Source organism: Marinobacterium rhizophilum, assembly GCF_024397915.1.
Lineage (GTDB): Bacteria > Pseudomonadota > Gammaproteobacteria > Pseudomonadales > Balneatricaceae > Marinobacterium_A > Marinobacterium_A rhizophilum_A.
Window position 1 is genome coordinate 4,462,707 of the sequence record NZ_CP073347.1, and the last position, 21,891, is coordinate 4,484,597.

The following is a 21,891-nucleotide window of genomic DNA, read 5'->3' on the forward strand; positions in this document are numbered from 1 at the left end:
ACAACCACATTGGCCCGCTGCGGGCAACCGGAGTTGGTCTTGAGGCGTCTGTGCGCAGGCTAAATGAGCTGGCGATGGCGAGGCGGATAACGCGGCCGGCCGCTCCATCGCCCGCCTGGCACTACTTTGGCTGCGGCACGATACGCAGGTAGGGTTTGGGCGCCTTCCAGCCGTCGGGGAACTTGGCTTTGGCGTCGGCATCGGAGACCGCCGGCACGATGATGACGTCTTCGCCCTGTTTCCAGTTCACCGGCGTGGCCACCTTGTGCTTGGCGGTGAGCTGGCAGGAGTCGAGCAGGCGCAGCACTTCGTCGAAGTTGCGGCCCGTGCTCATGGGATAGGTGAGCATGGCCTTGACCTTCTTGTCCGGCCCGATCAGAAACACCGAACGAATGGTGGCGTTGTCGGCGGCGGTACGCGCCTTGTCGCCACTGGCATTGGGGTGAATCATGTCGTACAGCTTGGCGACATGCAGGTCCGGGTCGCCAATCATCGGGTAGTTGACGGCGCAGCCCTGGGTTTCCTCGATATCGCCCATCCAGGCGTGGTGGTCACTGACCGGGTCAATACTCAGGCCGATAACCTTGCAGTTGCGTCGCTCGAACTCGGGCTTGAGCTTGGCCATATAGCCGAGTTCCGTGGTGCATACCGGGGTGAAGTCCTTGGGGTGGGAAAACAGGATGGCCCAGCTGTCGCCGATCCAGGAATGAAACTGCAGGGTACCTTCGGTGGTGTCTGCACTGAAGTCCGGCGCTTCGTCACCAATTCGAACAGCCATAATGTGGCTCCTTGGTTTGCGGGTTAAGAGGATGGATACTTGGCTCATGGATAGAGGCAGAGCCGTTCTAGTTATAGCCGACACACCGGGCGCGGCTCGGTTGTCGCAATAGGCTTTGTGGTTATATCCATAGAAGTGCGGGGCGGCGTACTTCCCCAGCCGTCGATGCCTATGACGCTTAGCGTTTCTCAAGCAGCTGCTTCAGAAACTGGTGGCGGGCATTGAACAGGCGCCGGTAGGCCAGCAGGATGGCACCGAGTGAGCCCAGGGCCGCGGCCGAGGTGATCATGAAGATGATCACGATCTGGTAACGCACGGCATCGGTGGGGGCGGCACCGGCCAGGATCTGGCCGGTCATCATGCCGGGCAGGCTGACCACGCCCATGACCAGCATGCTGTTGATGGCGGGGGTCAGGGCCGTATGCAGTGCTTCGCGGATCTCGCTGCGCGCCGCTTCCCAGCGGGTGGCCCCCAGCGCCAGGCGGCTGTCGATCAGGGCGCTGCGGTCGAACAGGCAGGTGGTGAAACGGTCGAGCCCCAGATTGATACCGTTAAGAATGTTCCCCAGTACCATGCCGAGCATGGGAATCAGGTATTGCGGGTTGTACCAGGGCTCGACCCGAACGATGCCCGCCAGCGCCGCCCCGGTCACCAGCATGGCGGCACCCAGGACAGACAGCAGGCTGTCCCAATACATGCCGGCAAAGCGCAGCCGGGTGCGGCCGGCGGCGGTCACTCCGGCGAGGGTGGCCATCACCAGGGCGATGCCCAGTACCGGCAGCGGGGCGCGCAACGCGAACACCCATTCCAGGATCAGGCCAACCAGCAGCAGCTGCACCGTCATGCGGGCACTGGCCACCAGCAGCGAGCGGGTCAGCCCCAGCTGCAGGCCGATCGAGAGCGCAACGTTGACCAGCAACAGCAGTGCCGCCAGTCCAACCTGGGCCAGGCTTAGGGAGTAGTACTCCTCGGTGATCAGGGGTTCCATGGCAGTGCCAGGGTTCGCGTGCTCATGCGTTCGAGCTGAGCGCCGTCATGGCTGGTCCAGAGCCAGCTGCGATCAGGGGCTGCGTGCTGCCAGGCGTCCAGCAGGGACTCCAGCTGCCGGGTCGAGCCTGTATCCAGCGCCGCCGTGGGTTCATCCAGCAGCACTATTGAAGGTTGCAATGCCAGCAACCGCAACAGGGCGGCAATCTGCTGTTCACCCCCTGAAAGCGAGGCCACAGGGCGTTGCAGGAAGCTGCTGTCGCGCCCCAGGGTTTCAAGCGCCTGCTCAATCCATTGGCGCGGATAGGCTTGATGACGGCGGCTGCGGTAGGTAAAGGGGGCGTTCAGCACGGCTTCCACGGTAGCGCCGTCGCCCAGCTCCGGTCGCTGCGCCAGGTAGCCGATACGGCTGCGATACTCCGGCATCGGCCAGTGCGGCAGGGCGCGTTGCTCAAGCAGGATATCGCCTTCGGTGGCAGGCATGAGTCCGGCCAGAATGCGCATCAGCGCGGTTTTGCCGCTGCCGGAAGGCCCGGTGAGCCCAACCCGCTCACCGGGTGTGATTGCCAGGTCGAGCCGCCGCCACACCCAGCGCCCCTCGCCCTGCAGGCCCAGGTTGCGCGCCTGCAGCAGGGTGCCGGCGTTCGCCTCCTGAACAACGGACGACGGGCTGCGGGTGTCTTTGATGGTTGTGTGTGCAGGTTCCACTGTTCCTCCCGGGGCTTGCGGCGGACGCGCTGTATCAGTGTAGTGCGAGCTGCAGTGCAGCAGATTCACGGCGACAAGTGAACAGGTGCAGCTGTGCCGGGAGGGGCTCTACTTTTGTCGTGGCCTGTTGGCAGTGAAGCACCGGGAGTATCGAGCAGGGTGCACTATGGCCTCTCACCTTTATCTTCGGCGCGCGTGATTCTGCATGCAGCTGTTGCATAGAAGAGACAGCTTTAATGAATAGAACTTTTTTATCCGCTAAAGATGTCAATTCTGCATTACAGATAAGTAGTGTATTGAAAAAATTCATCATTCTGTTTCGGATGTGATACAGGTTTGTCCGGGAAACTGGGTAAATATGCTGACTTTCGTGATCTATATACGTGGAGGTGGTTGATTTTATTTGCATTGCCGCGAAAGGAACTGTCCGGTTTGTCAACTTTTTTGGGGTATTCGACAGCGCTCTGCCATTGGCTAAATATTACTGATGTGTTCTTCGTTGTTGCACGCTTGCGCAGAGCGCTATAAACAGGCCGGTATATTTTCCTCCGGGTTAATAACTCAGTGGTGATTAGTGGGGTCGGGAAACCCGCTGGCAGAATATTTAAGGGAGGCAGGTGGCATGCTTCTTCGTTTGCGACGGCGAGGCTGGAACCGGGAATCGCCTGGGTACTCTGTACCGAAACGGGTTGCAATGCTGCGCGTTATAGCGACAGCGCCCTGTCGAGGTTGGTCTCAGCCCGGCCATAGGTGGCGCCGGAGTCAGGGTTTGATCGTCGGGAATATGCGGGGCAAGGCATTTGCGCTTCCCCTGGGCCCACTCGGGTATCCCGGGCGTTACAGGTGGCTTTTTATCCTGCTCTGTTACCTTTTCTGCGCGCTGCAGGTATTCGCTTCGGATCCTGAGAATCAGCCTCTGCCAGAGGTGCTTAATCTTCAGCGGGGTCAAACGGTATCCCTGCAAGGCACCGCGATAGAGGTAACCGCGATAGCAATAAAAGGGCCTCAAGAGGATTGTCATGACTGCCCGCTGGGTGCGCTTTTGCGACTCAGAATGGGAAACCAGGAGGAAACCGTAAAATACCGATTTAGTGGAAATATGCCGGAACAGGCGCACAGAAAAGCACGCAGGAAACGGGTTTTCGGTTATGTCTTTACCGTAACGAGTATTAACGCAGATTCCATCACATTAGATGTTATGCCTGATGCAGGAATACCTGAAAAGACCATGGGCCGGGAACGAGAGGAAAAATAAAAGAGAATAAGGAGCACCACTATGAAGTTCCTTGATCGAACAAGAATACTCAGGCTTCTGATGGTTTTCGGCCTGTCTTTACTGACACTGACCGGCGTCTATGCGGCACCCGCTGCGCCGGATGTCAGGCAGACTTTCCTCCAGGCGGATGGTTCCGAAGTCACCCTGCGGCTGTGGGGGGACGAATACGTGCATGGCTGGGAGTCCACGGACGGTTTTACCGTGCTGCATAACTCCGCAACGGGCATGTGGGAGTATGCAGTGCAGGACAGCGACGGGCGATTGACCTCCAGTGGCTTTAGTCTTGGGTCGGGGCCCGCCCCGGCCAGCGCCCATCTGCGCCCCAGTGCAGCGGTGCAAAATGACCTGCGCAGTGCCGCCGGAGCATCGGCTTTGGGCGTGCCGTCATCCAATGTGCCGCCGCCCTTCGGTATCGGCAACACCAAGGTGCTGTTTATCATGGTGGAATTCTCCGACGAGGCCTGCAGTTACACCGATGCCCAGATGCAGAACAACCTCTTTGGTGGCGGTGCCACGGGCCCCGGGGATCTGGATGATTACTTCAGGGAGATCTCCTACGGCAAGCTGAACATGGTCGGGACCGTCGCCGGTGGCGGCGCCTGCTATACCCTGCCCAATACCAAGGATTATTACGACGAAGAAGACATGGACAGAGACGAGGAGCTGATCAAGGATGCGGTTGACCTGGCAGACATCGATGTAGACTTCTCCCAGTTTGATAACGATGGTGACGGCAAGGTCGATGTGATCGGCATTATCTTCGCTGGCGGCGCTGCCCATGACGGCTGCGATGCCGATGCTGATGGCGACCTTTGGCCGCATTCGTCCGGTCTTGGAAGTGATTACGCCACCAGCGACGGTGTCGACGTAAACCGCTTTATTATCCAGTCTGAGATTACCTACGGGATTTCGGATTTCGTCTGCGATGAAATGCAGACCATCGGACTGTTCGCCCATGAGTTCGGGCATTCCCTGGGCATTCCGGATCTGTACGATACCGACGACAGCTCGCCTGGCATCAACAAATGGAGCGCCATGGCGAGCCAGTACATCAGCACCGTCAACCTGTCGGATACGCCGCCTCACTACGATGCCTGGAGCAAGTCCTACGAGGGTTGGACCACACCGGCCGACATGACCGGTTTCAGCGGTGAAGTGGTCCTGGGCCAGGCATCGGATACCGACGATGTGATCCGTCTGCTCGACAACCCCGACGGTGTCGAAATCGGCGGTTCGGGTGAGTACTTCCTGCTGGAAAATAGGCAGAACTCAGGCTTTGATATCGGCCTGTCGGGTTGCGGTATCCTGATCTGGCATATCGATGAAGCCAGAACCAACAACAAGCTGGAAGGGCACGATGCCGTGAACCACCGCCTGGTGGATCTGGAGCAGGCGGACGGGCTGGCCGAGCTGGATATGGACGGCAAATCCTCTGATGCCGGCGACCCCTTCCCGGGCAGCACCAATAACCAGCTGTGGGACGAGGGCAGCAATCCGCATTCGCTGCTTTACAGCGGTAACCCGGCGGATACCACCGTACGGGCGGCGAACTTTTCCGAATGCCAGGCCGCAATGACCTTCAACATAGGCGATCCCAGGGCGGATGTGTCGATCAGCAAGACCGACTCGCCGGACCCGGTCATCGCCGGCGAATACCTGACCTACCACTTCCTGGTACGCAATTTCGGCCCCGGCGTCGCCACCGGCGTGACCGTCACCGATGTGCTGCCCGAAGGTGTTGCCTACCAGACCGATACCGATAGCTGCGTTGAGGCGCCGGCGGGTACCCTGACCTGCAGTCTCGGCGATATCCCGGTCGGCGACAGCAAGCAGTTCGATATGCTTGTGAAGGTGGATTCCGACTTGGCCGCGCTCAATGATGGCCCCACGTCACTGTTCAACGAAGCCAGTGTCGAGGCCGAGCAGCCGGATGATGACCCAAGCAATAATACCGATATGGCATCGACCCTTGTGCTGGAATCCGCCGATCTGGTGGTCTCCAAGCAGTGCAAGCCAGACACTTCGGCGGTGCCCGCCGGCGGCAATGGCACCTGCTTTATCTATATCGACAATGCAGGGCCCTCGGCTGCCCGCAGTGTGACCTTGATCGACAGCATCGACAGTGATGGCGTTTTCGACCTGGTGAGCGCTTCGGTGTCGAGCACCGGCACCAACGCCAATCTCGACAACCTGGGCACCTGCTCGCCCGCCAGCCAAAACAACGTCGATCAGCATATTGATGTGACCTGCAACGGCTTTGATCTGGACGCGGGTGACCGCGCCACTGTTACCATTGTCGTGAGTGCGGACGCTGCCGGGGACATCAATGATATCGCCACGGCGAGCAGTGATACACCCGACCCGAATATCGGCAACAACCAGGCGAGCGGGGCCCTGTCTTTTGCCGCGTCTGCGGATCTGTCGCTGAGCAAGTCCGATGCGCCGGACCCGGTGATTGCCGGTACCGAACTGGTTTACACCATGACGGTAACCAACAACGGGCCGTCCACGGCCAGCAGCGTGGTGGTCAGGGACTGGCTGCCCGCGGGTGTCAGCGTCGTGTCCATAGTACCGGCGGCATCCTGTAATGCAGGTGAGCCGGGCGATGCCCTGTCACCGACGGTGTGCGACTTTGGTAACCTGGCAAGCTCAGGCGAGGTGGAAATGACGGTGACGGTACTGGTGTTTCCGGATACCACCGGGCTGTTGCATAACGATGCCTCGGTTGTCAGCGGCACGGCGGATCCGGATACCTCCAACAACAACGTCACCGTGAGTACCCTGGTAAACGCCGAGTCGGATCTGGTGATCACCAAGCTGGATGTGCCGGACCCGGTGCTGGCAGGCGCCGAGCTTCAGTACAGTGTTTCGGTGGTCAACAACGGACCTTCAACCGCGACCATGGTGGATATCGTCGATACGCTGCCGGCTGGTGTCAGCTTCATTGACGCCCAGGTAACGGAAGGTACCGCCAACTGCAGCGAAGCGGCCAATACAGTGACCTGCACCGGTGGTGATCTGGATCCCGGCGAGATGCTGACGGTGGTCATCGATGTGCTGGTGCATGCCTCGGTACCCCATGGCACCACCCTGACCAATACGGCCTCGGTGCTTGAAGAGGGTGTGGAAGCGGATGCCATCTCGATCGATACGCTGGTGAACGCCGAAGCCGATCTCTGGGTCGACAAGACCGGCAATTTCCCGACCGGCAACCCGTCCGGCACCATCCTCTATTACATCGCTGTGCACAACATTGCGGGTTGTTCGGTCGACGATCCGCAGGTCTGCGGTGTCGGCGGCCCGTCCGATGCGCAGAATGTCCTGGTTGTCGATACGCTGCCATCCACCGCGAAGAAGCTGGTGGTGCAGTTTGTGTCCGAGGAGTGCAGCTATAACAAGGGAGCGCACGAAGTGACCTGTTCGATCGATACGCTGCTGGCTGGTGAGAGTGTAGGGTTCGAGATCCAGGTAACGGCCAAGGGCAGCATTGGCGAGATCACCAATGTGGTTGATCTGACGAGCGATACGCTAGACCCGAACCCAGGCAACAACCAAGATGAACTGCTGATGGTGGTTCAGGGCAGCACCGGTGACAGCGGTGGCCCGGGAGGTGGCCGAGGCAAGGGACCCAAGAAATAGGCAGGTTCCAGGATGAAATCAACACCAAGGCGGTGCCATCGGCACCGCCTTTTTTTGGAAACAGAGGTGGCGGCTGCGCCTCGTCGGGCGCTGCGTGGTTCCGATAGCGTCCAAGCTGCCGAACTGCCGTGTCGAGCCGCCAAGGCCTCTTGCCATGCCTCAGGTTGTCAGGATTGCTGGCTTTAGTATCTACAAGGTTTCGCCTTCCATTTTTTTGACTATTCTTATTATTAGTGAGCTTTTTGTTGAGATATGTTGATGAAAGCAGAAAAGGCGCCGGTCCCAAATCCAGCCCGCTGCCTGTGTTGTGGTGGCGCGCTGAGGATCACCCGGCTCAGCTGTGCAGACTGCGGCCTGGGGTACGAGGGGGACTTCCATCGCCCGCGTCTGGCGCGGCTGGATGCCGAGCAGCGGCGCTTTGCCGAGCAGCTGATTCTGGCCGGCGGCAATCTGCGCAAGATGGAGGAGCGCCTGGGGCTGTCCTATCCCACGGTGCGCAGCCGGCTCGACAAGCTGATCGACAGCCTGCAACTGGAGCTGCAGCGGGACGAGAGCCGCAAGCGTGAAATTCTGACGGCAATCGAGCAGGGTGAAGTCTCGGCCAACGAAGGCTTGCGCCTGCTCGACGCCCTTGAGGGGAGCGCAGCATGAACGACCAGGATGCAGATATCGAACGCCTGCTGCGTGAGGGCAAGCTGACGGTTGCAGAGGCGGCGCGCTTGCGGCGGTTATGGTCAGGCACAGCGGCCGAATCGGCCCGCCAGACATCGCGGGCACCGCGGGCAGCTATGCGGCGCGGCCACTGGCGGCTGTGGCTGCTGCCGGTACTGTTGCTGGTGATCGCGTTCGTTTGGCTGCATGCCAATGACGCCGGTGATCTGGCGACTTCCGTACAGGAGGCCGATATCGCAAATCGTCCGGTTGATCTGGGCCGGCTGGATCAGGAAAGGAGTGACACCATGCAACGTACGGTATCGATGTCTTACGGGGCTTTCGGCCTGATTGTACTGGCGCTGGTAACGGCGCTGCTGGCCTGGCTCTACAACGGCCTGGTGGGCGCGCGGGAACAGGTCAATGCCGGCTGGGCCCAGGTCGAAAACCAGTACCAGCGCAGGCTCGACCTGGTACCGCTGCTGATCGACAGTGTACAGACCTACATGGATCACGAACGTGAAACCCTGGCGACCCTGACCGAAGCCCGCGCCCGCGCGCTGGGTGCCATGGACGCCAGCGACACCACGGGCACGCCGGATGAGACCCAGCTGCGTGCCGTGCAACAGGCCCAGAGTGACGTGCAGTCGGCATTGTCGCGGCTGCTGCTGGCCGTTGAGGCTTACCCGGATTTGAAAGCGTCACAGAATTTCCGTGCCCTGCAGGATCAGATCGAAGGCACCGAAAACCGGGTGGCCATCGAGCGGCGCCACTACAACGAGTTTGCCCGCGCCTACAACACCCGCCTGCAGACCTTTCCCGCCAACCTGGTGGGCAACCTGGCGGGTTTTCGCTTCAAGCCCTATTTCGAGGCGCAGGCGCTGTCCCGCGAAGGCATTCGTGATGCCTTCGCGCGCGAGGAGTAAGGCACTGTGGCCAGGCCCGTTCGGCTGCGAGGTGTTCTGCTGCTGATCGCCTTGTTCCTGCTGATCGCTGGCGCTCTGGGCGTGCTCTGGATGCAGCACCGCGCCACCCGGGTCGCGCCGGCTTTTGCACCGCTAGCTGAATTCAACCTGGATGCCAGGCCCAGGGCGGGCCAGTACCTGTTCGACTACGGTGGTCGTCTTGAGCATTACCGTGAAGGTGCCGAGCGCTACCTGGATGCCCTGCGCCAGCAGCACGGTATCGAGGCCTTGATCGTAACCCTGGCGGACCTGCCACCGGGCTACAGCCTGGATACATTGGCGGCAGACTTGATGAATCGCTGGCGCATTGGCGCTGATACCGGTGGTCGCGGCCTGCTGCTGTTGCTGATCGACAGCCGCCAGCAGGCGCGGCTCGAAGTGGGTTATGCCCTCGAACCGCTGTTTACCGACGCCTTCAGTGGCTATATAGAAGATCTGCAACTGGGTGCCTACTACCGTGCCAATGACCTGGGCACCGGGCTGATCGCCGTGATGGAGGAAATCGAGGCGCGGGCGCAGCTGCAGCCGCTGAGCGCGGATCTGGCTGCCATCGCCCAGGCTGACAGTGCATTGCTCAGCGGTGGCGCCGGCGCCCAGCGCAACCTGGAAACTTATCGCAATGATGCCAGGGCAAAGCCCGCGGTGGCGACACACTTGCCGTCTGGCGCTGTGGGCATAGCCGGTGCCGCGACGCCGGATGAAGCCTGGCAGTCGATGCTGCGTCAATGGGCGGGGAAGTCGGGCCCCCGCGAGCCCGATATCTATACCGCCATGACCCGTCAGGCGATGGGCGACCCGCAGCACCCGGACCCCCGCGTCATTCAGGCGCTGGCATACTGGCAACAGGCCGACTACGAGGTGCTGCAGGACGATGGCCATGCGCTGATCTGGTTTGGCCAGCGCGAGGGCTGGAACAATGCACCCTTCCTGTTCTGTCGCGGGGCGACGGGCTGGCAGTTTGATATCGTGCATCAGCGTATCCTGGTGGTGATGGGCGCGGCGCCGCACTGGTATGTCGCGGCCGGGGACTACCCCTACCTGAGCCTGCTGAAGGGGGTGGGCCTGTCGAGCCGCAAGGACATGCCACCGGTGCCGGCGTTGCGGTACCGCTGCAGCGATGATGCCCAGGTGCTCGGCGAGATGGAGCGGCTGCAGCAGCGCCTGCATGCCGACCCGAATGATCAGGCCAGCCTGCTGGAACTGGCGCGGCTGCGCATCAGTACGGCGCAGCGGCCCAATCTCGTGCAGCCCCTGCTGGACAGGCTGCTGGCCCGCGAAGCGGTGGCGCCTGCAGCGCTGCAGTATGCGGCGGTTTACCAGGTGAATGCATTCCTGCAGTACCGCACGGCCCTGGGCCTTGCCGAACGGTACAGTGCCCTGCGACCGCAGGATGCCTGGGGGCACAACATGCAGGGGTTTGTGCATTACCGGCTGTCGCAGTTCGAGCCGGCCTTGCAGGCGCACCAGCGTGCGCTGGCGCTCGATCCGGACAGCGGCTATGCCCACGGTCAGCTGGCCCGAATCTATACTCAGTTGTACCGCCGTGGCGAAACAGCGGTGCAGCGTACGCGTTATCGCCGCCTGGCCGAAGAAGCGCTAGGGCAGGCGAAAGTCACGGGAGAGGCGGGCCCTGTAACGCGACTGAGTCGCTGGGTCGAGGCAAGGCTGGATTAGGAACTGGGCTGAAAATACCGGAGCGTGCTGTGATGAACACCCGATACCTGTTGTTGTGCGTGCTGCTTTTGACCGGCTGCAGTCAGGGCGACTGGCGCAGTGCCAGCCGGGCCTCGTCCGGACTGGCACCGGATGCCGCCAGCACGCCCGAGGCGGTGCTGCAGGTTTATGGCGCCAGCGCCTATGGCTGGCGCGGCTGGTTTGCCATCCATACCTGGATCGCCGCCAAACCGGCCAATGCCGAGCACTATACGGTGTACGAGGTCATAGGCTGGCGCGAACGCCGCGGCCTGCCGGTACTGCGTATCGAAGCGCAGGCGCGACCGGATCGCTACTGGTTCGGCGCCAAACCCGAGCTGCTGCTGGATCGGCGTGGCGACGATGTCGAGGCGCTGATTGCCGCGGTGGACCAGGCCGCCAGGGACTATCCGTGGAAACATGAATACCGCGTCTTTCCCGGCCCCAACAGCAATACCTTCCCCGCCTGGGTCGCACAGAAAGTGCCGGATCTCGGGCTGGAACTGCCATTTCGCGCCATCGGCAGCGGCTGGGCGGATTGAGCCGTGCAACTATTGCCAGGTAGTTGCATTTTGTGTGGTAAATCAAGCGTCAGGACTAGTTTGTCGCGCTGAAACTCCGGGCTACGGGGCTTATTTATAATACGATTGTTTCAGTTTTACGTTATTTGACAGCCTCTTTTTTGGCACCTATATATAAGCCTTACCAAGGATGGTAAGCGATCGGTTATGTTTCGTGATTACGTAGCCGGTCAAGTTCTCGTACGGATACGAGGCTAACTCATGAGTATGATTCCAAGATATAAATACTGTAATTTTATTACTGCGGTATCGTCAGTACTACTGTTTTTAATCTTCGCATTGGCAGTGCCTGCCCATGGCGTTCCTTTTGACTGCGCAAGCTTTCGATGTGGCCTGCAGGGGGACGGATCCTATCCTCATCTTGTTGTGGGCACTGTCAGGCGCATTGCCGACGAAACAAATTCCAAAGCGGTTTATGATTGGGCGAGGAAAAATGAGTATTGGGCGCTTCTGCCCGATGACCAGGCTAGGTTTACCCAGTCGATCCAGATGGTGTCGGTTGAAATACCGAGTCAGTCTGGGGTTGAGGAAATAACGCTATTAATGGGTCGCGAAGACTTTGACGCTATTAAAATCCAGGCGGGTGATCTTGTTCGTTACCGACCTCATGAATCAAGTTATGGCGCGGCGAAAAACCAGCCTACGTATTCACAAGGAACCAGCCGCCCCTACTGGGACCTGTTCGGCTGCATCGCCGTGCTCTGTCGAGCAGAGGACGAAAAGTGTCCGCAGCGATATTCAAGTGGTATCTATCGGCTGAGTGACGGTGTTGCGCTTAATCATCATGGCCAAGTTGTTTCGGACGCAGCTCGACGTATCGATATCATTACTTATCTGCCTGTTAAATCAATCAAGGATTGATTGATGAGTAAATAGAATTGTTGTGGATTAGCTATTCGCACCGGAGGAATTTCCATGGACTGGAAAAACTTCAGAGCTCTTGCCGTATCTGTCATTTTTATGATCTCTCATGTTTGTAGCGCGAGTATTGACGCCAGCGCGCGTCAAAGTAGCCAGGCGTCGCGCTACGCTGTCTTTCAGGAACCGCTGATCGCATTTGAACCCGCTTCCCACGGCGAGCGGCTTGCAATGGAAGCGGCGGTTGCCGCCTATGCATCCATGGGCAGTCCTGTCCGTATCGAGCCGCTGTCGGATTATTTGAACCGCTTTGCGGATTCATCCTGGCGTGCATCCTTGTTGCTGAATATGGCGTTGGCACGGGAACGGGCGGGTTACTTCTCCGATGCCCTGCACCTGCTGGAACAGGCCCGAATTGCTGCGCAAGGCGCCGATACTCCGGCGGAAAAGGCGGTAGCGGCTCGGGTGCTGGGGGAGTTGCTTGAGCTGCATACCCGCTTTGGCCATCGCGATACCGTGCAAGCCCTGCTTGCAACGGTAACGCCCTCACCGCAGACGGGGGCGACGTCGGAGCGTATTGCAATGGCACGTGCTGGGCTTTGGCAAATGCAGCATGATCCCGAGAGTGCCCTGCGGTGCGGTATTGCCGCGCTTGATGCCTTGCTGGCGCTCACGTCTACAGGTGGACGTAATGGAGTAGGCCAGGCCAGTATCAAGGCGGGTATGGACGGCACGACTCTGGCGCAGCTGGAGGCACTTGCCGCCGATCAGGGACTAGGGGCGGTCGCGGTTCGACGTATTGCGGGGCAGCCGGTCCCGGTTCCCTCGCTGGTGCATTGGCGTGTCGGGCATTACGCCACCATCCTCAGCCAGGCTGATGGAATCTATCAGGTCAGGGACCCGGCCTTTGCTCAGGATTTATGGATCTCGCAGGAGGCCCTGGACGCAGAGTCGAGCGGCTATTTCCTGGCGCTAAGCGCTGCTGATGGCAGTATGCCCTGGCAGCCAGTAAAAGCGAGTGTTGCCGCTCAGGTGGTAGGACGCGGTTATACCTCGAGCAGTGATCAGAACAGTACATCGGAAGATGACTTGACCGAATGTAACAGCCCCTGTGCGGATGTGCGTGGAATGCCGCGCTATCGCGTCCATTCCATGCTGGTCAGCCTGAATATTCGGGATACCCCGGTCGGCTATTCTCCGCCTGTCGGACCCGCCGTGCCGGTAACGCTGAGTTACAGCCAGCGTGAGGCCAATCAGCCAACGACGTTTACTTTTTCCAACCTGGGACAGAAATGGACCTTCAACTGGCTGTCCTACGTGCAGGACGACCCACAGCAAGCCGGTGCCCGGGTGATGATTTACCTGCCGGGTGGCGGAAGCCGTCATTATGGTGGCTATAACGCAGGGAGCGGCGCCTTTGCGCCGGAGCAGCGCACCGGTGCTCAGCTCGTGCGCGTGTCATCCATGCCATTGCGTTACGAGCGGCGTATGCCGGATGGCAGCCGGTACCTGTACGCGCAGTCGGATCAGAGTACCTATTATCCACGGCGAGTCATGCTGACCGAGGTCGTCGACCCTGCAGGGAATGCCGTGACACTGCAGTACGACGCCCGCCAGCGCCTGAACAGTGTTACGGATGCACTGGGGCAAATCACGCGATTCAGCTATGGCAGCTCGTCTTACCCGCTGCTGATTACCGGTATCTTCGACCCGTTCGGGCGCAGTGCGGCCATCGGTTACGACACCAGTGGTCGCCTGAACAGCATTACCGATGCCATCGGCATGACCTCCACTTTCAGCTACGACAGCGGCACCTTCGTCAATGCCATGAATACACCCTACGGCACAACCGCGTTTAGTTATGGCGAGAATGGCACCACTCGCTGGGTTGAGATTACCGACCCCCTGGGCGAGAAAGAACGGGTGGAGTTTGCGCACGGTGCATCCGGTATTCCCTTCAGCGATTCACCGACGCCCGAGGGCATGAACCTCTTTAACCGCTATATCAATGGGCGAAATACCTTCTACTGGGATAAAGAGGCCATGCGGCGTGCGGCGGGAGACTATACACAAGCGCGCATTCGCCACTGGTATCACCTGCGAAGCAACACAGCGAATACAGCAAGCGTTCTGGAAAGTGTGAAAGATCCCTTGGAAAGGCGGATCTGGTTCAATTATCCGGGGCAAGGCTGGGCCGGGGCTGAAGGAACCCTGGACAAGCCCTCCATCATTGGTCGCGTGCTGCCTGACGGTACCTCGCAGTTAACTCGCAAAAGCTACAATGAGCTCGGTAACCTGACCCGGATTATCGATCCTGAAGGACGTGAGCGGGTATTCGATTATGCGGACAACCAGATCGACCTCGTTCGCATCAGGCGCAAGGGTGCCTCCGGTTACGAGACGCTGGCGCAGCTCAGTTACAACAGCCAGCATCGGCCATTAACGTACGTGGACTCTGCCGGACAGCGAACCCACTATGAATACAATTCGGCGGGGCAGCTGACCCGGGTGATCAATCCGCTGGGGCATGTAACACAGTATGAATACGCTGATCAGGGCTATCTGACCGGCGTCATCGACCCAAATGGCAACAGGGTTGTTAGCTTTAGCCATGATGCACTGGGTCGCATTGTCAGCGAAACCAATGCCGCAGGCTACCGGCTGGAGTATCGCTACGATGCGCTTGATCGACGAATCCAGACCCTGTATCCGGACGGTAGCTCCGAGTATGTCGACTGGGATCGCCTCGACCTAGTCGCGCGTGAAGACCGCTATGGCAATGTGACAAGCTACGCATATGATGCCGTGCAGAATCTGCTGAGCGAAATCGATCCCTCGGGCCACCAGAAAGCGCATGGCTACTTTGCCAACGGAGCCTTGGCCAGCAGCGTTGACGGCCTTGGGAACCTGTCCTCAGTGGAGCGGGATGTGCAGCGTCGTATCACCCGAACCGTGCGCGCAGACGGCAGCGATCAGCGCAGAGGTTTTGATTCAAATGGCCGCGTAGTGGTGGAAACGGATGCTCTGGGCGGGGAAACTGATTTTGGCTATGCGGTGGACAACCGGCTGGCCAGTGTCACGGACCCCAATGGCAATATGACCCTGTACCGATTCGACCGCTATACCGGTGAACTTGTCGAACAAAGAAGTCCCGATACTGGCATAACTGCTTACCGTTACGACAGTGCCGGCAACCTGATCGGCCAGACCGATGCGAACGGCCAGACAACAGTCTATGACTATGACGCTCTCAACCGCGTGACGCGAATCGCCTACGCTGACGGGCAGACCGTGGAATATCACTACGACACCGGGCCCAACGGGATTGGACGCCTGGCCGAGGTGCGGGAAGAGGCCGTCACCACGGCACTGGCCTATGATGTCGGCGGCAATCTCGTCAGCAAAACCCAGATTTCGCCCCAAGGCATGGAGCTTGGTGTTCGCTTCAGCTACAACGATGCCAATCAGTTAGCCCAGGTAATTTACCCCTCAGGGGCGGTTGTGGACTATGTCTACGATCAAAATCGGCTGTCAGGGATCTGGGTCAATGGTCAGCCGGTGCTGGACAATATTCGCTATGCGGCCTTCGGTGCTATCGAAGGCTGGCTCTGGGGTAGCGGACAGGAAAGCCGCCGAAGCTACGATGCGAATGGCCGGCTCGAGCGTTTTGATGCCGGCTCGGATGTACGCCAGCTAGCCTATGACAAAGTGGGCAATATCGTGGCGACTCAGGGCGGGAATCTGGATCAAAGCTATGGATATGACGCCCTTGGGCGCCTGAGCACTGCCCTGTCTGCTGATTTTGATCTTGGCTATGAGTACGATCCCAATGGCAATCGGACCGTGGCACGTAGTGATAATGTCACGCGGTACTACTCGCTTGATCCGGCGAGTAACCGGCTTGTTGCCGCGGGTGATAGCTCCTATATCTACGACGACAATGGCAATGTTCTGCACGATGGTCGACATGGCTACCAGTACGATGCGCGTAACCGCTTGGCAACTGTGGATGCGGGCTTCATCGGTCACTATCAATACAACGCCTTCGGCCAGCGCGTTTACAAACTGGGCCATCAGTCCTATCGCCTGACCGCCGACCTCAATGGGGATGGACGGGTTACGCCTGCGGATCTGCACGAGCTGAAAGGTTACATTCGTGCAGGGCAGTCGCCCTTGCAGGCTGATCTGAACCAGGATGGCAAGGTCGATCGGCATGACAATGCCTGTATCGCGACCCAGATCGGCGATGAAAAAGATGACCCAGGTCGGCCGAAAGACTGTCGCCTTGGTAACTGGATAGATGTCACAACTGAAACCCGCTTTGTCTATGCCGGCCCACAGCTGCTGGGCGAATACGACATCGGCGGCTTTGCCCGGCAAGAAATCGTGTGGATGGGAGCAATGCCGGTGGCGTTGCTGCTGGATGGCGAGATCTACTTTATCCACACCAATCAGCTCAACGCTCCCGCGACCGTGACCGACAGCCAGGGCGCAGTGGTGTGGCGCTGGGAGCCACGGCCCTTTGGCGACAGCCTGGCCGATGAAGATCCCGATGGCGATGGTGAGCGGTTAACGTTCAATTTGCGTTTTCCAGGACAGTATTTTGATGCCGAGACAGGGCTGTACTATAACTATTACCGTAACTACGACCCTGCGATGGGGCGGTATATGGAGAGTGATCCAATTGGACTTTTAGGTGGATTGAACGGGTATTCTTATGTCGATGCAAACCCTCTAATCAGGTTTGATTCGTTAGGATTATGGTCATTTAATATGGAAGCCTACTTTGGAATAGGGGGAGGCGTTAGTATTGCTTACTCGGATGGGACCCTTGAAGTGCTAGGTAAAATAGGGGTTGGTATTGGAGGTGGTGCTAGCTACGATAATTACGGTACTCCATCACCTCATGCAGAAGAGTGTGGATCAGGTTATATTGCACGAACGACCTTCAACGCTTCAGCAGGTATAGGTGCAGGGCCATTTGAACTCGGAGCCAATGCTACTGTTGCTACAGGTAATGGGGTTACTCATCCGGAGGGAGGTGGAGGATATACTTCCGTTTCTGATTCTGTGTCGCTCAACAAAGGGTCAACAGGGGGAGGGGCTCGATTTGGAGTTTCGGTATCAGTTGAAGCTGGAAGCTATACTAACTGGTAGGTACTATGAAAAAGCTATTAATCATACTCTTTGTATCTGCCCTGTTGATGGAACTGTTATCTCAAATTTATTTTCGGTCTGATCCGGAAATATCTAATGTTGAAAAGTGGGTTTCCAAACAAGAGGAAGTAATATCAAGTATTGGTAAGGGTTTAAGTTTTAATACTAGAGGTAAAACTATAGTAAATTCCTCCCGAACTAGACCTGGATATAAAGTATACAAGTTTTATGTTGGCGGGTCTAAAGGGAATGGTGTTTTGGTGGTTGAGGTTTCGGTCGATGGTGATATGGTAATTAAGAGTCTTATTGTTGATTAATATGATTATAAAAATACTATTAAGGTAATATGTTTAGAGTAAAGTCGTAATGTGAGTGTTTTAATAGCACTGCAGTAGCTTCGGGGCGGTACGGGAGTTCCTAGCTTTAGGTCTTGGTGGTGGCTTGGCGAAGGGTAGTAATATTAAAGATTTTCATGTGGGATCTAGAATCGTATTTAACGTTTCTGTGACAGAATAATATACAGGGGTTTATAGAAAAAAATATGGAGTCATAAAGCCTTTATGGAGGCGTCTGTGTTATGTATGGAGTATAGTATATGGTTTTTTGCGTTTTTTTGTATATGCGTTTCTATATCTATACGGGCATCTCGCCGAGACGGTAAAAAATTAATAGAAGCTCTTGCTGGTTTTAGGCGTGTTAGGCTAACATGGATAGAGCGAATTGTTTTTCTTGTTTCAGTAGTGTTATCTCTTGCTTTTCTTTATTGCTGGAAACTAGATTAGTACCAGCAAGATCGGAAGGTCTTGATTTAGGAAGGGAATGCTTCGATAAATTTTTCTGTAAGTGCTGCGGTAATTTTTAATACTTCTCCTCGTCAGAACTAGGGTATCAGATATGGTAGCAAAGTGCCCTTGTTGCGGAAGATGGTTAGGTTTAAAAAGGATTCTGCTTCTTTCGCTAAATATCCCTGTGAAATGTAATAAATTCTCTGGTTGTATAGTTGCTTCTCTGTTGCATTATTATCTCGTTTTTTTGTTGGGCTGTGTTTTTTATTTTTACTTTTTTGTTTTTTGGTTGTTTTATGAATTGTCCTTGCCGCTTCTTTTTCCGTTAGTATGTCGCGATTAATGAAGACATTATCAATATTATCTGCAAATAGGTAGAAATGTATGCTGCATGGCATGGATAAATTAGAAGCACGAAAGCCCAGTTCAGAGTTTCAGAAGCACAACAGAAAACAGAGCATCCGTGCTTCTTCACCGGCCCGATCGGTTGATGATCTGAATAGAAAAATCAACTGTCATATGGGGATGCTGAAAAAGAAACCCGAGCACGTGAAAAAGTACTTACAGAACCGTTATGTCGCCTACGCGGTGTGAATGTATTTGTCGGCCAAGTTAATAATATACTACCATCAAATAGGCCAGAGCGATGTGAGAAAGATTATAGGCGTGATCGCAATAGGTGCGAATTCCAATGCCGTAATATTTTCTCGAAAAAACATGTGTATGATAACCGCGAGACTAAAACAATTGGTTTGTCTCGCTAAGAAACCCAAAGTTGATTGGGATGACTTTGATGATATGGGGGGTGATGGGCCTAATTAATCCGAGGTAAACCCCCGGCTCTGCCGGGGTGACTCGCATAGGTTTGACCGAGGCTACGGTCAAGCTACCTTCGTTTTTCGACCAAGAAAGATGCAGGTAACCCTATGCGAGACTACGAAAGTTTGGCGCATACGCGCTGGGATTGTAAGTACCATGTGGTGTTCATCCCGAAGAAGAGGCGAAAGGTGATCTATGGGAAGTTGCGCCGGTACATGGGAGAAATCTTCCATGAGCTTGCAGGGCGCAAAGGCGTGAAGATCGTCGAGGGACACTTGATGCCGGATCATATCCACATGTGCATCAGCATTCCGCCCAAGTACTCGGTATCCAACGTGGTTGGCTATCTCAAGGGCAAAAGTGCGATCGCTATCGCCAGGCAGTTCAAAGGCCGTCAGCGAAACTTCAATGGCGAGAACTTCTGGGCGAGAGGCTATTTCGTTTCGACGGTGGGCCTGGATGAAGAAATGGTACGCGAGTACATCCGTAATCAGGAGAAAGCGGATGAACATCGGGATCAACTGAGGCTGGGAATGATGTAGCGCCTTGGGCGCAATTGATAGCCCTTCGAGGGCGTCCCCTGATAAGCCTCCGGCTTTGCCGGAGGTCATTTAACTTTATGGGAGGTTTTAATTGAACGGGAAGAGCTTCGATGCAGATAGCCTATCAAGCAAATTGATGGTTGATGGCCGTGTTGAAGTTATATTTTCAATGTTTAAGGGGCGGTTCTTGGATCAATTGATAAAAACAGATCTGCGCTTGGCGTATGGTAAAAATGATGGCCACTTATTAATATTTTTACTGTTAATTAAAGGAATGGTATTAGTGCTTTGCTCAAGTTTATTTTTTCGAGACATTACGGATGTATATGACTTCTACATCATGAATAGGAGCCGGATTAATATCCGTAAAGAACGTACAGAAAATGGGCTTGCAAAGTTTGTATTTTTTCTCAGTTGATTCATGCAGGGAAATGACCGTACTAAATATATAAATGAGTTTTTAATGCAGATTCTTAAGAAGAAAGGTAGCGTCAGTTGTCGTTACCTGTTATATGTCTTTCTATAACGCTGCCGGAGTTAAAGCCGAAGCCGAGCGTGGGGGCGGAAAATAGGGGGAAGTTTAGCAGAATGCTTGGATGAGGCTACTTGGAGAACTTTCTGAATTCCGGGGACAGTATACCTATTACCCAGCTCATACTTCTATGTCTGCTTGGTGCCGTTAGTGACCTTCGGCCCTGAGTTTGCTTCTGGAGCACTTCCAGATGATTACAGCGACTACCCGGGTCCCGTCAGGAGCCGACGAGCACTGGGCCTATTTTTCGATCAGGTCCTCCAGGGACGAGGTATGGATGCCGAGCCGCACAGGGATGTGCCGCTCTTGACCTTGACGTAAGTGCGCCCGGAAAATCGGTCCAGCGCGCAGTGGTGTGGCGCTGGGAGCCGCGGCCCTTTGGCGACAGCCTGGCCGATGAAGATCCCGATGGTGAGCGGTTAACGTTCAATTTGCGTTTTCCAGGACAGTATTTTGATGCCGAGACAGGGCTGTACTATAACTATTACCGTAACTACGACCCTGCGATGGGGCGGTATATGGAGAGTGATCCGATTGGACTTAATGGTGGGATGAATACCTATACATACGTCAGCGGTAATCCTATTATTTTTTCTGATATTTTTGGTTTGTTACCTGATTGCATAGTACATAAGTATTTTCCCCAGAAGGTAATAGTTACGAATCGGTTTGAATATAATGATTTAGACCTACGAAATAGAATTGTATCTGAGTTGGTTTCTATTTCTCCAGGAACCTCTCTGGAAAATCCGATGGCACCTAAATTTTCTCCGAGTGTTTCTGGAAATGTTCAGTTATGGTTGATAAAGGAGGCTATTGTCGAAAAGCTTATCTTTGAAAACACTAGAGTTACGCAGAATGTACAGTATTATTGTACTGAGACTAGATATATTGACTCAGATTGTGGTGGGGAAAGTAAAGAGTGGAAATGGATTTATTACACGAACTAATATTCTTTCAGAAGTTGAACGGCTTATTGATAAAGATATTTATATGGAAGAAAGAAGTAGAAAACGTCTTGCTCATCCAGATATTGGTGTGATTTATTAGAGTCGGAGTATTTATGAAGATCTTATATATTGTTTTTATTGCCGTTGTTGTATTTTTAAATCAGGCGTATGCTTCATGTGGAGACTACCCGATTATTAAAGGGAAGCGATCTGATGGAAGAGTTGTCAGCGTTTATATTAAGGATGATTATATTATGGGAACAGATTCTTGGGGGGGCGAATATGGGAAAGATATCGCTTTGAGCCAATCCGAAGTGCTTGGAATATTTTATGATTGGGTGAGTAAAAGTGATCAATTTAATAGCGTAAAAGTATTCTCGATTTCCCTAAATAGACATGGTTGCTCTGAATTGAAGGACAAGTGGTATTATACTATAAGCTATAATCCATTGGTTAATGGTCTGGAGTTACAGGACGTTGGTTTTTGGTTGATAATTTTGTTAGACGGAAGGGTTGTAGAACCAGTAGTAGAGTGATATCGATGATATAGTAGGGAAAACGTATGATCGATTTTTATATAGGGTTCTGATCCGAATTGCGCAGATCATTGATTTAAAGGATGATCCTATTTAGTCGGCCCTGAAAAACTGCCTTCTAAAGGCATAAGCCTGCTTTCCTGGAGGTTTTGCTTGAGCTCACCACTGTGACTTGGCGTTCAAACGGCAAGTGCCTTGTACTCCTGACTGTTTTTCAACTCGATCAACACGTGACGCAGCACACCCGAGTTCGACAGTTAAAAGCGTAAGTTATTGATTTGTATAGAGCGCGTTTAAAAGCGCTCCACTACATTACGCCAAGGCCACCGGTCGAGGTGGGTTTCTTGACCCCCCAGTACCTTGAAGATATCCAGTTGCTCGGCGCTCATCGCCGACAGGCCTTCGACACGGCGATTGTAAAGCTGCGCCTGGTGA

General features: G+C 55.5%; 17 protein-coding genes. 14 read left to right on the forward strand and 3 right to left on the reverse strand.

Annotation, left to right across the window (positions count from 1 at the left end):
- Nucleotides 1-121: 121 nt before the first annotated feature.
- The 3 genes from KDW95_RS20135 to KDW95_RS20145 all read right to left on the reverse strand — a co-directional run bounded on the left by KDW95_RS20135 (nucleotide 122) and on the right by KDW95_RS20145 (nucleotide 2,473).
- Nucleotides 122-778, reverse strand: a complete 657-nt coding sequence (locus KDW95_RS20135; RefSeq protein ID WP_255853554.1) for a peroxiredoxin — start codon at nucleotides 776-778, stop codon at nucleotides 122-124.
- A gap of 178 nt (nucleotides 779-956) precedes the next feature.
- Complete coding sequence (locus tag KDW95_RS20140) at nucleotides 957-1,766, reverse strand: ABC transporter permease (protein WP_255853555.1); 810 nt, start codon at nucleotides 1,764-1,766, stop codon at nucleotides 957-959.
- Nucleotides 1,754-2,473 (reverse strand): ABC transporter ATP-binding protein, encoded by a 720-nt coding sequence (locus KDW95_RS20145; RefSeq protein ID WP_255853556.1) that lies wholly within the window; start codon nucleotides 2,471-2,473, stop codon nucleotides 1,754-1,756. The genes KDW95_RS20140 and KDW95_RS20145 overlap by 13 nt, the downstream gene beginning before the upstream one ends.
- Before the next feature lie 769 nt (nucleotides 2,474-3,242).
- On the opposite strand from KDW95_RS20145, the gene KDW95_RS20150 reads away from it, so the two are divergent.
- The 14 genes from KDW95_RS20150 (at nucleotide 3,243) to KDW95_RS20215 (ending at nucleotide 21,456) form a co-directional block, all read left to right on the forward strand.
- On the forward strand, nucleotides 3,243-3,728 hold the full coding sequence (locus KDW95_RS20150; RefSeq protein WP_255853557.1) for a hypothetical protein: 486 nt from the start codon (nucleotides 3,243-3,245) through the stop codon (nucleotides 3,726-3,728).
- 21 nt (nucleotides 3,729-3,749) lie between these two features.
- Entirely contained in the window at nucleotides 3,750-7,388 is a 3,639-nt protein-coding gene (locus KDW95_RS20155; RefSeq protein WP_255853558.1) for a M6 family metalloprotease domain-containing protein, read from the forward strand.
- Nucleotides 7,389-7,646: 258 nt separating this feature from the next.
- Nucleotides 7,647-8,039: a DUF2089 domain-containing protein gene (locus KDW95_RS20160; protein WP_255853559.1), complete on the forward strand. Its 393-nt coding sequence runs from the start codon at nucleotides 7,647-7,649 to the stop codon at nucleotides 8,037-8,039.
- Nucleotides 8,036-8,965, forward strand: a complete 930-nt coding sequence (locus tag KDW95_RS20165; RefSeq protein ID WP_255853560.1) for a LemA family protein — start codon at nucleotides 8,036-8,038, stop codon at nucleotides 8,963-8,965. Before KDW95_RS20160 ends, KDW95_RS20165 begins: the two co-directional genes overlap by 4 nt.
- Before the next feature lie 6 nt (nucleotides 8,966-8,971).
- Nucleotides 8,972-10,678, forward strand: coding sequence for a TPM domain-containing protein (locus tag KDW95_RS20170; protein WP_255853561.1), 1,707 nt, complete (start codon nucleotides 8,972-8,974; stop codon nucleotides 10,676-10,678).
- Nucleotides 10,679-10,710: 32 nt separating this feature from the next.
- Entirely contained in the window at nucleotides 10,711-11,238 is a 528-nt protein-coding gene (locus KDW95_RS20175) for a DUF3750 domain-containing protein (protein ID WP_255853562.1), read from the forward strand.
- 240 nt (nucleotides 11,239-11,478) lie between these two features.
- Nucleotides 11,479-12,138, forward strand: coding sequence for a hypothetical protein (locus tag KDW95_RS20180; RefSeq protein WP_255853563.1), 660 nt, complete (start codon nucleotides 11,479-11,481; stop codon nucleotides 12,136-12,138).
- A gap of 54 nt (nucleotides 12,139-12,192) precedes the next feature.
- Nucleotides 12,193-17,292 (forward strand): RHS repeat-associated core domain-containing protein, encoded by a 5,100-nt coding sequence (locus KDW95_RS20185; RefSeq protein ID WP_255853564.1) that lies wholly within the window; start codon nucleotides 12,193-12,195, stop codon nucleotides 17,290-17,292.
- 5 nt (nucleotides 17,293-17,297) lie between these two features.
- Nucleotides 17,298-17,609 (forward strand): hypothetical protein, encoded by a 312-nt coding sequence (locus KDW95_RS20190; RefSeq protein ID WP_255853565.1) that lies wholly within the window; start codon nucleotides 17,298-17,300, stop codon nucleotides 17,607-17,609.
- Nucleotides 17,610-18,461: 852 nt separating this feature from the next.
- The gene (locus KDW95_RS20195) at nucleotides 18,462-18,671 is read left to right on the forward strand and encodes a hypothetical protein (protein WP_255853566.1); all 210 of its coding nucleotides are present in this window, start codon (nucleotides 18,462-18,464) and stop codon (nucleotides 18,669-18,671) included.
- Between the two features lie 332 nt (nucleotides 18,672-19,003).
- Nucleotides 19,004-19,438, forward strand: a complete 435-nt coding sequence (gene tnpA, locus KDW95_RS20200; protein WP_255853567.1) for an IS200/IS605 family transposase — start codon at nucleotides 19,004-19,006, stop codon at nucleotides 19,436-19,438.
- A gap of 91 nt (nucleotides 19,439-19,529) precedes the next feature.
- Nucleotides 19,530-19,856 (forward strand): hypothetical protein, encoded by a 327-nt coding sequence (locus KDW95_RS20205; protein ID WP_255853568.1) that lies wholly within the window; start codon nucleotides 19,530-19,532, stop codon nucleotides 19,854-19,856.
- Between the two features lie 464 nt (nucleotides 19,857-20,320).
- Nucleotides 20,321-20,920 (forward strand): RHS repeat-associated core domain-containing protein, encoded by a 600-nt coding sequence (locus KDW95_RS23535; protein ID WP_304941567.1) that lies wholly within the window; start codon nucleotides 20,321-20,323, stop codon nucleotides 20,918-20,920.
- 113 nt (nucleotides 20,921-21,033) lie between these two features.
- Nucleotides 21,034-21,456, forward strand: a complete 423-nt coding sequence (locus KDW95_RS20215; RefSeq protein ID WP_255853569.1) for a hypothetical protein — start codon at nucleotides 21,034-21,036, stop codon at nucleotides 21,454-21,456.
- Nucleotides 21,457-21,891 lie beyond the last annotated feature (435 nt).

Bases quoted from the DNA above. Each gene is read 5' to 3' on its own strand.
- KDW95_RS20135 (WP_255853554.1), bottom strand. From the start codon at position 778: ATGGCTGTTCGAATTGGTGACGAAGCGCCGGACTTCAGTGCAGACACC.
- KDW95_RS20185 (WP_255853564.1), top strand. From the start codon at position 12,193: ATGGACTGGAAAAACTTCAGAGCTCTTGCCGTATCTGTCATTTTTATG.
- KDW95_RS20190 (WP_255853565.1), top strand. From the start codon at position 17,298: ATGAAAAAGCTATTAATCATACTCTTTGTATCTGCCCTGTTGATGGAA.
- KDW95_RS20155 (WP_255853558.1), top strand. From the start codon at position 3,750: ATGAAGTTCCTTGATCGAACAAGAATACTCAGGCTTCTGATGGTTTTC.
- KDW95_RS20215 (WP_255853569.1), top strand. From the start codon at position 21,034: ATGAAGATCTTATATATTGTTTTTATTGCCGTTGTTGTATTTTTAAAT.
- KDW95_RS20195 (WP_255853566.1), top strand. From the start codon at position 18,462: ATGCTGCATGGCATGGATAAATTAGAAGCACGAAAGCCCAGTTCAGAG.
- KDW95_RS20140 (WP_255853555.1), bottom strand. From the start codon at position 1,766: ATGGAACCCCTGATCACCGAGGAGTACTACTCCCTAAGCCTGGCCCAG.
- KDW95_RS20175 (WP_255853562.1), top strand. From the start codon at position 10,711: ATGAACACCCGATACCTGTTGTTGTGCGTGCTGCTTTTGACCGGCTGC.
- tnpA (WP_255853567.1), top strand. From the start codon at position 19,004: ATGCGAGACTACGAAAGTTTGGCGCATACGCGCTGGGATTGTAAGTAC.
- KDW95_RS20165 (WP_255853560.1), top strand. From the start codon at position 8,036: ATGAACGACCAGGATGCAGATATCGAACGCCTGCTGCGTGAGGGCAAG.
- KDW95_RS20180 (WP_255853563.1), top strand. From the start codon at position 11,479: ATGAGTATGATTCCAAGATATAAATACTGTAATTTTATTACTGCGGTA.
- KDW95_RS20160 (WP_255853559.1), top strand. From the start codon at position 7,647: ATGAAAGCAGAAAAGGCGCCGGTCCCAAATCCAGCCCGCTGCCTGTGT.